Origin of the sequence: Paracoccus sp. (in: a-proteobacteria), from assembly GCF_047605025.1 — a bacterium.
Lineage (GTDB): Bacteria > Pseudomonadota > Alphaproteobacteria > Rhodobacterales > Rhodobacteraceae > Paracoccus.
The window spans coordinates 40,243-53,263 of the sequence record NZ_JASGGO010000005.1; the positions used below are offsets into that span (position 1 = coordinate 40,243).

12 protein-coding genes are annotated in these 13,021 nt (G+C 66.9%); 7 read left to right on the top strand and 5 right to left on the bottom strand.

Annotated features, from left to right (window positions below; translation table 11 throughout):
• The first annotated feature begins 16 nt into the window (after window positions 1–16).
• Window positions 17–514 carry a helix-turn-helix domain-containing protein gene (locus tag QM682_RS04585; protein WP_415127568.1) on the top strand — a complete coding sequence of 166 codons (498 nt, stop codon included), beginning with the start codon at window positions 17–19 and terminating at the stop codon, window positions 512–514.
• 26 nt (window positions 515–540) lie between these two features.
• Entirely contained in the window at window positions 541–765 is a 225-nt protein-coding gene (locus tag QM682_RS04590) for a helix-turn-helix domain-containing protein (RefSeq protein WP_415127570.1), read from the top strand.
• A gap of 528 nt (window positions 766–1,293) precedes the next feature.
• Here the strand turns inward: QM682_RS04590 and hmpA are convergent.
• Window positions 1,294–2,502, bottom strand: coding sequence for an NO-inducible flavohemoprotein (gene hmpA / locus QM682_RS04595; RefSeq protein ID WP_415127572.1), 1,209 nt, complete (start codon window positions 2,500–2,502; stop codon window positions 1,294–1,296).
• Between the two features lie 113 nt (window positions 2,503–2,615).
• On the opposite strand from hmpA, the gene QM682_RS04600 reads away from it, so the two are divergent.
• Together QM682_RS04600 and QM682_RS04605 are read left to right on the top strand one after the other, a co-directional pair.
• A complete protein-coding gene (locus QM682_RS04600; RefSeq protein ID WP_415127574.1) occupies window positions 2,616–3,071 on the top strand; it encodes an RrF2 family transcriptional regulator in 456 nt (151 codons plus the stop codon).
• A 79-nt stretch (window positions 3,072–3,150) separates the two neighbouring features.
• Window positions 3,151–4,050, top strand: a complete 900-nt coding sequence (locus tag QM682_RS04605) for an alpha/beta hydrolase (RefSeq protein WP_415127576.1) — start codon at window positions 3,151–3,153, stop codon at window positions 4,048–4,050.
• 217 nt (window positions 4,051–4,267) lie between these two features.
• Here the strand turns inward: QM682_RS04605 and QM682_RS04610 are convergent, their stop codons facing one another.
• The 4 genes from QM682_RS04610 to QM682_RS04625 form a co-directional block, all read right to left on the bottom strand.
• Window positions 4,268–5,191 (bottom strand): sugar-binding transcriptional regulator, encoded by a 924-nt coding sequence (locus tag QM682_RS04610; protein WP_415127578.1) that lies wholly within the window; start codon window positions 5,189–5,191, stop codon window positions 4,268–4,270.
• A 107-nt stretch (window positions 5,192–5,298) separates the two neighbouring features.
• Complete coding sequence (locus QM682_RS04615) at window positions 5,299–6,231, bottom strand: TIM barrel protein (RefSeq protein WP_415127580.1); 933 nt, start codon at window positions 6,229–6,231, stop codon at window positions 5,299–5,301.
• On the bottom strand, window positions 6,222–7,748 hold the full coding sequence (locus QM682_RS04620) for a glycerol-3-phosphate dehydrogenase (RefSeq protein WP_415127582.1): 1,527 nt from the start codon (window positions 7,746–7,748) through the stop codon (window positions 6,222–6,224). The genes QM682_RS04615 and QM682_RS04620 overlap by 10 nt, the downstream gene beginning before the upstream one ends.
• Before the next feature lies 1 nt (window position 7,749).
• Complete coding sequence (locus QM682_RS04625) at window positions 7,750–9,315, bottom strand: FGGY family carbohydrate kinase (protein ID WP_415127584.1); 1,566 nt, start codon at window positions 9,313–9,315, stop codon at window positions 7,750–7,752.
• Window positions 9,316–9,761: 446 nt separating this feature from the next.
• On the opposite strand from QM682_RS04625, the gene QM682_RS04630 reads away from it, so the two are divergent.
• Genes QM682_RS04630 through QM682_RS04640 form a run of 3 tightly spaced genes read left to right on the top strand, consistent with a single transcriptional unit; the run spans window position 9,762 to window position 13,015 of the window.
• Entirely contained in the window at window positions 9,762–10,427 is a 666-nt protein-coding gene (locus QM682_RS04630) for a DUF2291 family protein (RefSeq protein WP_415127586.1), read from the top strand.
• Window positions 10,424–11,956: a sugar ABC transporter ATP-binding protein gene (locus QM682_RS04635; RefSeq protein WP_415127588.1), complete on the top strand. Its 1,533-nt coding sequence runs from the start codon at window positions 10,424–10,426 to the stop codon at window positions 11,954–11,956. Before QM682_RS04630 ends, QM682_RS04635 begins: the two co-directional genes overlap by 4 nt.
• Window positions 11,957–11,980: 24 nt before the next feature.
• Window positions 11,981–13,015, top strand: a complete 1,035-nt coding sequence (locus tag QM682_RS04640; RefSeq protein ID WP_415127590.1) for an ABC transporter permease — start codon at window positions 11,981–11,983, stop codon at window positions 13,013–13,015.
• Window positions 13,016–13,021 lie beyond the last annotated feature (6 nt).

Here is a 13,021-nt window from a genome sequence, read left to right on the forward strand (position 1 = left end):
CCGCAAGAGATAGGCGATGGCTCAGGGCCCGGTTTCCCCATTGCGCCGACAGCCTTCATCGACCGGGCTTCGCGCACAGCTCATGCACATCCTGACAGCACGGGTAGGAGAGCATAACGCCGTTGTCGTCAGCCAGAAAACGCTGTCAGCCCTGATGAAGTGCAGCCGCCGAACCGTCCAGCGGGCAGTTGACGTGCTGGTTGAGGACCGCTGGATTGAGGTTCGCCAGATCGGGGAGAACGGCACCGTGAACGCGCACATCATCAATGATCGCGTAGCATGGAGCGGCAAGCGTGATGGCATCCGCTACAGCCTGTTCACCGCCGCCGTGATCGTCTCCGATGAGGAACAGCCTGACCGCGATCAGATCGACCACCAAGCGCCTTTGCGCCGCCTTCCCAGCCTGTTTCGTGGAGAACAGCAACTTCCGAGCGGGAACGGCCTCCCCCCTCCTTCACAACCATTCCTTGACGGGATGGAGCCAGATTTGCCCGCATTTGACCGGGAAAAATAACCCGATTTCGACCAGCAGGAACAGGGGTGAAAAAGGTGGACAAACTTTCCATACGAGAGGCGGTAAAACACTTCGATGTTTCCCGGCCAACCCTGCAAAAAGCCCTGAAATCTGGTAAGGTTTCAGGTGTTCAGGATGGACAAGGAACGTGGACAATAGATCCATCAGAGATGGCAAGAGTTTACCAGCCGAGGCAGGACAATCCGGGAAAACTTGACCACCAAGAACACCCCCTTACACGGTCAAATTGAAGTGCTGAAAGAGCAGCTTGCGGATGCCGAGAAACGCGCGGCTCTAGCCGAGGAACGAGGAAAGCACATCGAGGACCTGCGCCGGATGCTACCTGCACCACAGGGCAGTCAGTCCCGCCGCCGCTGGTGGCCTTGGTAGGTCAGCCATGCGGGACGAAGCGGTCAGCCAGGGAAAATCGTCATGAAACTTATTTCGCTCCATGCCGAGCTATTCTACGAGGCTCATGGGGACCGACCCTACCCGATCACCTTCTTACTCGCGCTTACCGGCCTAAAACCATTCAGGCTTCGCATAAGCGGCTCCGGGGATACACTCGTTATCGAGCACGCGCCGTTGCCTCCACCCCATGAGTGGGAAGAAGGCCGAATAATGCACGAGGATGTCATTATGCTTATGTCTCCTCGCCTCGCCGCGCTGGCCTTCAGGGATATGCTGCCTGCTTTCGATGGTTGACCGTAACTCCCTCTTCGCCGGATCCGGCGAAGAGGGGTTGGCCATGCCCGGTCGCCGGGCCGGGGCCGCTTGTTCTAGGCGGCCAGCAGTTCGTCGGCGGGGCCGAAGAATTCGTAATGGATGCGCGTGGCCGGAACGCCTGCGCGCGACAGCGCCAGGACAGCCGCGCGCAGGAAGGGGCGCGGGCCGCAGATATAGTAATCCGCCTGCGCGACCGGCGTATGCGCCAGCAGCCAGTCGTCGCTGATCAGCCCGGCCTGGTTATAGTCGCGGCCGGCCACCTCTTCGGGCAAGGGGGTCTGATGGAAATCGGTGACCTGCACGGCATGGCCGCGCGCGGCAAGGGCGCGGACATGTTCGCGCAGGGCATGGCTGTCGCGATCATGCGTTCCGTGGATGTAATGGACCGGCTGGGTCGCGCCCTCGGCGACCAGCCATTCCAGCATCGAGACCATCGGCGTCAGCCCGACCCCGCCCGAAAGCAGCACCACCGGGCGCTGCGGCAGCGCCTCAAGGAAGAACTCGCCCGCGGGCGCCGCCACCTTCAGGACCGTTCCCGGCGCCTGCGCATGCAGCCAGCGCGAGACCAGGCCCATCGGCTCGGCCTTGACGCTGATGCGATAGCCCCGCCGGTCCGGCGCCGACGAGATGGAGTAGTTCCGCTTGGCCGGTGGATGGCCGGGGATCTGGAACCAGAAGGTCAGATATTGCCCCGGCCGATGCGCCATGACCGGAGCGCCGTCGACCGGGCGCAGCAGGAACGATGTGATCACGTCGCTTTCGCGCGTCACCTCGGCGATGCGGAAATCGCGCCAGCCGTTCCAGCCGCCGGTCGAGGCGGCCTGATCCTGATAGATCCGACTCTCGCGCGCGATCAGGATATCGGCAAGAAACCAATAGGCTTCGCCCCATGCTTCCAGGATCTCGGGGGTCGCGGCATCGCCCAGCACATGGCCGATCGCGCCCAGAAGGGCATTGGCCACATGCGGGTAATGCTCGGGCAGGATCTGAAGGCCCACATGCTTCTGCGCGATCCGCTCGACAGCGGGGGCCAGGGCGGCCAGATTGTCGATATTGGCGGCATAGGCCAGGACCGCGCCGCTTAGCGCGCGCGGCTGGGCATCGCTGATGCCGTGATGGGACTGGTTGAACAGGTCGCGGATCTGGGGGTCGCGGAACATGCGCCCATACATCTCATGAACGATGTCAAGGCCATGCGCCTGCAAGGCGGGGACGGTCGCCTTGACCAGTTCGATGGTGCGAGGGCTTGGCGTGCGGGTCATCTATTTCTCCTGCGTGACTTTCGCTGCGAAGGGTGCTGAAGCATGCATCCGAAATGCATCTATACTCCCCGCCAAAATGATGTAATTGATATACATCAATTCTGGACCGGATGATGAGACTGACGCGATACACCGACTACGCGCTGCGGGTGCTGCTGTATCTGGGCCGCCAGCCGGACCGGCTATGCTCTATTTCCGAGATTGCGAGGGCTTACGGAATCTCGCAAAACCATCTGATGAAGGTGATCAACGACCTGGTGAACGCGGGCTGGCTTAGCAGTGTCCGGGGCCGCAACGGCGGCATCCGGCTGGCGCTGCCGCCCGAAAAGATCAGCCTGGGCGCGGTCGTGCGCCATACCGAGGACGATTTCGATCTGGTTGGCTGCGGTGGCTGCATCATCGCCCCGGCCTGCGGGCTGACCTGCGTGCTGGGCGAGGCGCTTGCGGCGTTCATGGCGGTGCTGGACCGCCAGTCGCTGGCCGATGCGCTGGGGCGCAAGGGCGATTTCCTGCCCTTGCTCAATCCGGTCGCCGATCCGGCGCGGGGCCGCGCCGAGAGGCCGCATTGATGCGCCGCCGGATCGCGCGGGGGGGCAGGGGCGCTGCCCTGGGGCTTGGGGCCTTGTCCCCGCTTGCGATGGGTGACGCATGAGCCGGCCCTTTGTTCCCATGGCCGTCCCCGCTCCGGCGCCGCTGGCCGAAGGCGTCGGGCATGCCGGGCTGCGCTGGTTCGATCTGGCGGACAGCGCGACCGGCGCGGTGCGGCGGGTGTTTGTGTGGCTGCCGCCGGGCGAGGCGCCCGCTGCCGGCTGGCCCGCGCTGACCATGACCGACGGCAATGCGGTGATCGCCACCGCCATCGACGCGATGCGGGCGCAGGCAAGCTGGCCCGGCGGCACCGATCTTGGCTGGGGCGCGCTGGTCGCCATCGGTTATCCTGGGGAGGATGCCTATGATCCCTTCCGCCGCAGTTGGGATCTGGGACCGCCGCCCGGCGCCACCTATCCGCCCTTCTGGCCCGGCACGCCCGAAGTCAGGACGGGCGGAGGGGCGGAGCTTGCGCGTTTCATCCTTGAGGATGTGCGGGCCTTCCTTGCCCCGCGTGTCCGGCTGGATCCGGCGCGGCAAGGGCTTTTCGGCCATTCCTTCGGAGGGCTTTTCGCGCTTTGGCTGTTGTTCACCCGGCCCGATGCCTTCAGCCATTGGATCGCCGCAAGCCCCTCGATCACCTGGGAGGACGGTTTCCTGCTGGGCCATCGCGATGCCTTCGTGCCATCGCGGCCCGTGACGGTGCATCTGTCGGCCGGCGAATGGGAGGGCTCCGCGTTGGCCCCCTTCCAGCGCGCCGCCGCCGATGCCGATCAACGCCTGACGGCCAAATCGCGCGAGCGCACGCTTGAGGCCGCACGCGAGATGGCCTTCCATCTGGCCGCGATCCCCGGCGTCCGGGCCAGTTATCAGACCTATGCGGATGAAACGCATATGTCGGTGCTGCCGGTCGCGGTGAACCGGGCGCTGCATTGCGTCTTCGGCCTGTCGCAGGGCTAAGGGTTGCACGACCGGCCCGCCATCGGCCTCGCTTGCGGATCTTTGACGAGCTGCCGCGCGAAAGCCCCGATTTCGGCGTGATCCGGTCAGGACCCGTCACCTCGAACCGTCATCGCATCCCCGCCGCGAATTGAAAGATATGCGCCGATAGGGTGACAAAATCTCGGACCAGGGGTCAGCGACCAAAGCCCGCCCAGGCCGGGGGCGAAGGGGGCCCTCAGTCCTCGTCCGCCAGCACCGCGCGGGCCGTCGCCTCGTCGGTGATCAGCCCCGACAGGCGGCGGCTTTTCAGCACCGCGCGGATCGCGCCGGCCTTTTCCAGCCCGCCCGCGATGGCGACGATGCGCGCGCCCCTGGGTCCGTCCAGATCGACCGCCAGGGTGCGCGCGCTCAGCATGGTGTCCAGCACCCGCCCGTCCTTGTCGAAGAAATGGCCCAGGATCTCGCCCACGCCGCCGGCGGCGTTGATCTCGGCGATCTCGCGCGCCTCGATCATGCCCGAGGCGACCAGTTGCGCCCCCGCGTCCACCGTGCCCATGCCCGCGAATTTCAGCGTCGCGCCGTTTGACAGGTCGAAGATCTCGCGCACGCCGGGCTGGGCCAGCAGGATGGCGCGGTCGGCCTCGGAATTGGCGAAGAAGGGCACCGGCAGCACATGCGCCAGCGCCCCGGTCTTGGCCGCCAGGCTGTGCATCACGTCATGCGGATTGGCCGAATAGTTCCGCGTCAGCCCCCCCAGGAGCGAGACGAAGCGCCGGTCCCTGGCGTCGAAGCGCGGCAATTGCCGGACCGCCGCCGCCAGCGTGCGGCCATGCCCCAGCCCGATCACCTTGTGTTCGCCGCTTTCGATCTGGCGGCGCAGGAAGCCCGCCCCCGCCATCCCGAGCGCGCGCAGCGGGATGCCCTCTTCGCCCAGATCAGGCGCGACCTCGCAGTAATCCAGGCCGAAGCGGCGGCAAAGCCGGTCCTCAAGCGCGGCGCATTCGACGATTTCGCCGTCGATCGAGACCTTGACGACGCCCTCGGCCACTGCCCGCGCGATCAGGCGATGCGCCTTGACCGAAGGAAGCCCCAGCCGCTTCGCCACCGCAGCCTGGGTCAGCCCGCCCGCGTAATGCAGCCAGGCCGCCCGGATGGCCAAGCTTTGTTCCGGGTCGATGGGGCCATGCCGGGCCATCAGAGGGGCCGGATTGCAAGTGGGCAGGTCATGGCGGGCGTCTTTCGTGCTGGCGGGCTGCGGTCGGACTTTCAGATATTCAACTTATCCGCGCCGGTGTCGATATGCGGCGCCCAGAAGGCGACGCTTTCGGCGATCTGGCCGATCACCTGACGGTCGTTCGGCTCGCGCTCCTTGAAGCTCAGCTCAAGGCAGATCTCGTTGTCTTGCGCGCCGCCCTCGGCAAAGGCGGCCAGCAACGGCTTGGGCTGGATGCGGCCCTTGGCGTTGAACGCGGCGGTGAAGGGCTTGTGGCCCGACTTGTCCATCATCGACTGCTTGATATGGATGATCGGGCTGACCCTGGGCACGGCGCGCGCCCAGGCATAGGGATCGGTATCGTCCGGGTTCGGGCTGGTCACGTCGCCATGGTCGATATCGGCCATCATCCACATCGGCACCGCCATGCCCGCCGCCGTCAGCCGGTCTTGCAGGGCCATGCATTCGGCGATGGTCTCGCCGAATTCGCGCCCCACGCTCATCGGTTCCCAATAGACATAGGCAAGGCCCGCCGCCTTGGCATGTTCCGCGACCTCGGCCCAGCAGTCGATGGCGATGCGGATCAGTTCCTCGCGCCGCCGCGGGTCGTCGTAATCGCGATAGGTGAAGATCGCGAATTGCGTCCCGACCGAAACCCCGCCCAGATCGGCGATGATGTCGGCGAAGGTCTTGAACCAATCGACATAATAGCGCCGCACGTCGCGGTCGGGATGGCCGAAATGGTTCAGCCGCCCATAAGGCCCGGTCATGCCGCTGGTGACGCGCACCCCGGTCCGGGCCAGCGCCGCGCCCATGGCCCGCGTCAACCGGCGGATCACCGGGGCGGGCCAGCTTGGGTTGATGAATTCATGGGTCAGTTGCAGGTCGCGGATCCTCAGGTCGCGCGCCACGGTGTCGATCAGATCGCCCGGCTCGGCGAAGCGGTTGACCAGAGGATTGGTGTTCAGCGAAAGCGTCAGGGGCATGATGTCCTCGGGGCCAGGTCCGAGGCGGCGAACCACGCCGCGAAGGCGCGGCGCTGATCCTCGGTCAGGTGCAGGTAATGCTTGGTGCGGCGGTAAAGGATGTCGTCGGGTGTCATCGCCCATTCGCGCGCGACCAGATAGCGCGCCTCGGCCTCGTAGAGATTGCCGCCGAAATGTCGGCCCAGCCCGGCAAGCGACAGCGCCCCGGCCACCACCTCCCGCGTGCGGGTGCCGTAAAGGCGGCCGTAATGGTGGACCAGCGCGCGCGGCATCCAGGGGTTCAACTGGCGCAGAAGCTCGGCATAGGATTCGTAATCCGCGTTCGCCATGTCGCCGCCGGGCAGGGGGGCCGTCCCGGTCCAGTCCGCGCCCATCTGCGGAAAGATCCCGCGCAGCCGGTGCATGCCGCGTTCGGCCAGTTCGCGGAAGGTGGTGATCTTGCCGCCGAAGACGTTCAGCAGCGCCGCCCCGCCGCCTTCGTCCAGGTCGAAAACATAGTCCCGCGTCACCGCCGAGGGGTTGCCCTTGCCATCGTCGAACAGCGGCCGCACCCCCGAGAAAGAGTGCAGCACATCCTCTCGCCGCAGCTTTTCCTTGAAATAGCGGTTCACGGCGGCCAGCAGATAGTCGATCTCGGTCTCGGCGATCTCGACATCCTCGGCCCGACCTTCCCAGGCTATATCGGTGGTGCCGATCAGCGCCATGTTCCCCTCGTAGGGATTGATGAAGATCACGCGCCTGTCGTGGTTCTGGACCAGATAGGCGTGCGCGCCGGCCCACCATTTCGGCACGATGATATGGCTGCCCTTGACCAGCCGCACCTTGCGGGTCGAGGTGGCGCCCGCGACATCGGCGATCACCTCCGAGACCCAGGGGCCGGCGCAGTTCGCCACGCAGCGGGCGCGGAAGGTCCGAATCTCGCCGGTGATCTCGCTGCGGGTCTGGACGGTCCAGGCGCCATTCTCGCGGCGGGCCGAGACGCAGGGGCTGCGGGTCAGCACCTCGGCGCCTTTCTCGGCGGCATCCATGGCGTTCAGCACGACAAGGCGGGCGTCATCGACCCAGCAATCGGAATATTCGAACCCCCTGGCGTATTCGTTCAGCAGTGCCGCGCCCTCGGGGTCGCGGCGCAGGTCCAGGGTGCGGGTGCCGGGCAGTTTCCTGCGCCCGCCCAGGTTGTCGTAAAGAAACAGCCCCAGCCGCACCAGCCAGGCGGGCCGGTCCTGGGGCGAATGCGGCAGCACGAAGCGCATGGGCCAGATGATATGCGGCGCGGCGTTGAGCAGCACCTCACGCTCGATCAGGGCCTCGCGCACCAGGCGGAACTCGTAATATTCAAGGTAGCGCAGCCCCCCATGCACCAGCTTGCCCGAGCGCGACGAGGTGCCCTGCGCCAGGTCGTCCTTTTCGCACAGCACGACCTTCAGGCCCCGGCCGGCGGCGTCGCGCGCCATGCCCGCGCCGTTGATGCCGCCGCCGATCACGAAAAGGTCGATCATGTCTTGTTCCTGGGTCATCTCAAGCTCCTTTCGGGTCGCGGGCTTGCGCCAGCGCGTCCCATGCCGGCGGCAGCGCCCGCCGCGCCGCGGAAAATGCGGGGAAGATCCGGCCATAGGCGGCGGCCAGCGCCGGGTCGGGCGGTTCGGCCGCGCCCAGAAGCGGCGTGACCCATTCCGCGATGCAGGCTTCCATGTCGGGATAGGCGCCGATGGCCACGGCGGCCATCATCGCGGCGCCGGCCGCCCCGGCCTCGTCGCGGCCGGAGACCCGCACCGGCGCGCCAAGCGCCGCCGCAAGGATGCCGCGCAGCCCCCTGGACCGCGCCGCGCCCCCGGTCAGGCGCAATTCGCCGGGCAGCGGCCCCATGGCGGCGTAGCAGTCGCGCATCGCCATGCCCAGCCCCTCGGCCACGGCGCGGATCAGGTCGGGATAGCGATGCCCGGCCGACAGGCCGATGAACCCGGCGCGCGCCTGGGCATCGACGAAGGGGCCGCGCTCGCCCGCCTCCGAGATATAGGGGTGGTAAAGGATCTGGCCGGGACGGGACCGCGCCAGCCAATCCTCGATGCGGTCAACGAGGTCGCGATGGGTGACGGGCTGGCCCATGTCGGACATGATCCCCGCCGCCACGCCCAGGATCCAGTCGAGGTTCAGGGTCGCGGCCATGTTGGTCTGCACCTGGGTCACGATGCCGGGGATCGGCAGGCAGATGACATAGCCCGTGCCCTCGGCGTTCAGATGCACGTCCTGCGACCGCACGGCGCGCAGATGCACCCCGGTCGAGCCGACGGTCGAGCAGGCCACGTCCCCCGCGCCCCCGCCATGCACGCCGGCCCCCAGCGCGGTCATCACCATGTCCACATAGCCCAGGCTGACCGGCGTGCCCGCCAGAAGCCCGGTCGCCGCCGCCGCCTCGGGCGTCAGGGGATGGGTGGTCCGGCTGCCGTCCAGGATCGGCGGCAGAAGGTTCCGGCGATGGTCCAGGCCCAGAGCCTCGATCACGGTCGGGTCATAGGCGCGGCTGCGGAAATTCCCGAAGGTGAAGCTGGCCTCCGATGGATCGGTCGCCCGCACCCCGGTCAGGTTCAGATAAAGCCAGTCCTTGCAATGCAGCGCCACCTCGGCGCGGTCCAGAAGCTCGGGCGCATGCGCGTCCATATGGGCCATCTGGCTGCCCTGCTGGCAGGTGTTCAGCCCGGTGCCGGTCGCCTCGAAGCGGGCACGGCCAAGCGGCCCGGCGGCCAGGCGCCGGACCGTGGGCGCGGCGCGGGCATCAAGCCACAGCCAGGCATCGCCGACAGGCCCGTCGCGGCCCACCAGCCAGGTGCCGTCCCCCTGCGCCGTGACCGAAAGCGCGGCCGTCCGCCGGGCCAGGTCCGGCACCTTCCCCGCCAGCCCGCGCAGGGCCGTGGCGCAATCCTCCCAGGTCCGGGGCAGGGATTGCGTGGCTGCGCCGTCGGCGCCCGCATGATAGCGGTTCGGCACGGCGGCGGCGGCGATCTGGCCCCCGCCCAGGTCAAAGGCCACCGCCTTGATGACCGAGGTTCCGGCATCGATGCCGATCAGGATGTCAGGCCCCGGCATGGTGCTGTTCCCGCCGGCGGGCGATGGGTCGATGGCGCATGGTCCCTCCTTCGCCGGGCGGCGCGGGCCGATCGGGGCACGCTGGCATGGCGATCTCCTCGGAGGGATTCATAGCCCAGACGGCCGAATTCGGAAATGCATTTTTTTACGGACAACGAAAAATATTTCAGATATGGTGATGCGGACGGCGGGATTCGAGGCTGCGGCCCAGCCCCGTCGGCAGGAGGAGAAATGCCTGGGCGGCGGATGCCGCCGGGCCGCATGACCAGCCAGAGGAGGGCCGGAAAATGCAGGGAATGTCCTGTATCGGGATGCGCATGCCAGGGTGCCGCGCGGTCGTGCCCGTTTCCCCTCGTGTCGCCGATTCGCAGGCCCGCCCGGCCTGAGGCGCGCTTTCCGGGCGCCGCGTTCCGGCGCCGCCCCTTCATCACATCCGAGGCATGAATATGGTCCAGAGCACAGCCCCGACCGGGTCCGCACCCAAAGCTCCGGCGTCGTCGCGTCGCGGTCTGATCATCGGCGCCGGCGCCGCCGTTCTGCTGCTGGCCGGCATCGCGCTTGATACCAAGGTGGTGCATATTGGCTCGGACGCCGATCTGCGCCAGCAGGCATTCTCGCCCGATGGCTATGGCGCAAAGGAATTTCCCCGCATCGCCCAGGCGATCAAGGCCAGGGCGGGCGACGCCCCCGAGATCGCCGCCGCCATCGCCGCCGACAAGAACGCGGCCATCGCGAAATACGGCACGCCCGCCTCGACCGGGGCGATCATGTCGGTGCGCGTGACCGGCATCGCGGGCGAGGCCAAGGCCGGGATCTATCCGCTGGCGGTCGATGGCATGCCCGAGGGCGTCAATGTCCGCGTCCAGACCGGCCCGGCGATCAACGGCACCGACCTGCGCGACGCGCCGGGCGACATCGCCTTCGGCGGCTTCAAGAACCAGATCGAATATCAAAACGCCGGTGCCGGCATAAACCGCGCCATGAAGGCCGCCGTGCTGGACGGGATCGACGCCGCGAACCTGTCGGGCAAGACGGTCGAGGTGACGGGCGCGTTCCGCCTGATCAATCCCAAGAACTGGCTGATCACCCCGGTCGAGGTCGGCGTCAAATGAACCAGATCCTTTCCGGCAGGCCCGACACGGCCGAGGTGGTGCTGGCCGCGCGCAACGTGGCCAAGTCCTATGGCTCGGTCCATGCGCTGAAGGGCGTGAACTTCGACATCCATCGCGGCCAGGTCACGACGCTGTTCGGCGAAAACGGCGCGGGCAAGTCCACGCTGATGAAGATCCTGTCGGGCGTCATCCGCCCGACCACGGGCGAGATCATCCTGGACGGCCGGCCGGTCGCCTTCGCCAGCGCCAGCGAGGCGCGCGACCGCGGCATCTCGATCATCCATCAGGAACTCAGCCTGGCGCCGAACATGTCGGTGCGCGACAACATCTTCATGGGCCGCGAGATCATGGGTCCCGGCGGCGTGAACTTCGCCGAGGAAGAGCGTCAGGTCCGCAGGCTGATGGAGGAGCTTGAGGAAGCGATCGACCCGCTTACCCCGGTCGAGGAACTGCGCCTGGGCCAGCAGCAGATCGTCGAGATCGCCCGCGCGCTGTCCGTGGACAGCCGCATCCTGATCATGGACGAGCCGACCAGCGCGCTTTCGGCCAGCGAGGTCGAGGTGCTGTTCAAGGTCATCCGCGACCTGACCGCCAAGGGCGTCAGCATCGTCTATATCTCGCATCACCTGGAAGAGGCGCTGACCATCACCGATCACGCCGTGGTGCTGCGCGACGGCAACATGACCGCCTATGCGCCGCGCGATCAGATCGACCTGGAATGGATCGTGAGGAACATGGTCGGCGACAATTACGACCTGGGCGCGCCGCCCGCGACGACATTCGGCGAGGTGGCGCTGTCGATCCGCAATCTCTCGGTTCCCGATCCGGCGGGCTTCAACCTGGTGGACAAGCTGTCCCTGGACCTGCGCGCGGGCGAGATCGTCTGCATCTACGGCCTGATGGGCGCGGGCCGGACCGAACTTCTTGAGACCTGTGCCGGGCGGCTTTCCGCCTCGGCGGGCGAGATCGTGCTGGAGGGGCGGGAAATCTCGCATCTCTCGATCGCCGAGCGGATCGCGCGCGGCCTCGCGCTGGTCCCCGAGGACCGGCAGCGCGACGGGCTGGTCCAGACCATGAGCGTGGGTGAGAACCTGACGCTGGCCTCGATCAACAGCTTCGTGCGGGGGCTGTTCACCAGCCGGGTCGCCGAGAAGAAGCTGATCGAGCATTCGATCAAGGCCGTCACCGTCAAGACGGCGGGGGGCGACGCGGCCATCGGCTCGCTTTCGGGCGGCAATCAGCAGAAGGTGGTCATCGGCAAGATGCTGGCCACCAATCCGCGCGTGATCATGCTGGACGAGCCGTCGCGCGGCATCGACATCGGCGCCAAGGCCGAGGTGTTCAAGCTGCTGGCCAAGGGCGCCGAGAACGGGCTTGCGGTCGTCTATACCACGTCCGAGGTCAGCGAATGCCTGTCCATCGCGCATCGGATCATCGTCATGCACAAGGGCCGCATCTCGGCCGAATTCGATAGCACCGTCAGCAAGGAAAAGATCATGGCCGCCTCGGGCGAGTCCGTGGCCGCCTGACGGATCTGGTGAGAGAGGAAACCCATGTCTGCCACGACCGCCACCGCATCACCGAAAAGCGATTTCAGTATCGGCCGTATCCTGCTTGAGGGCCGCGCCTTCTTTGCGCTGATCGCCATCATCGCGGTATTCTCGTTCCTGTCGCCGAACTATTTCACGCTGTCGAACTTCCTGATCATGTCCTCGCAGGTCGCGATCTATGGCATCCTGTCCATCGGCATGCTTCTGGTCATCCTGAACGGCGGCATCGACCTGTCTGTCGGCTCGATCCTGGCGCTTTGCGGCGTGGTCGCGGGCGCGATGATGCAGGGGATCGAGATGGACGCGCTGGGGGTCATCCTTTATCCGCCGGTCTGGGGCGTGGTGGTGCTGACCGTCGCCGTGGGCGCGGCGGTGGGGGCGCTGAACGGGTTGCTGATCTCGGTCTTCAAGGTGCCGCCCTTCGTCGCCACGCTGGGGGTGATGTATGTGGCGCGCGGCGTCGCGCTTCTGATGACCAACGGGCTGACCTACAACAACCTGCGCGGCACGCCGGATCTGGGCAATACCGGCTTCAACTGGCTGGGCTTCAACCGCATCGCAGGCGTGCCGATCTCGGTCATCGTGCTTGCGACCATCGCGGTGCTGGCGGGGTTGATGCTGTCGCGCTCGGCCTTCGGGCGCTGGCTTTACGCCTCGGGCGGGAACGAGCGCGCGGCGGAACTGTCGGGCGTGCCGACGCGCCGGGTCAAGATCACCGTCTATACGATCTCGGGCGCGCTTGCCGCCATCGCCGGGCTGGTGCTGTCGTCGCAGCTGACCTCGGCCGGGCCGACCGCCGGCACCACCTATGAACTGACCGCCATCGCGGCGGTGGTGATCGGGGGCGCCGCGCTGACCGGCGGGCGTGGCACGGTGCGCGGCACCATGCTGGGCGCCTTCGTCATCGGCTTCCTGTCGGCGGGCCTGGTGATCATCGGGGTCTCGTCCTATTGGCAGACGGTCTTCACCGGCGCGGTGATCGTGCTGGCGGTGCTGATGAACTCGATCCAATACGGGCGCGGCACCCGCAAGGGCTGACGCGCG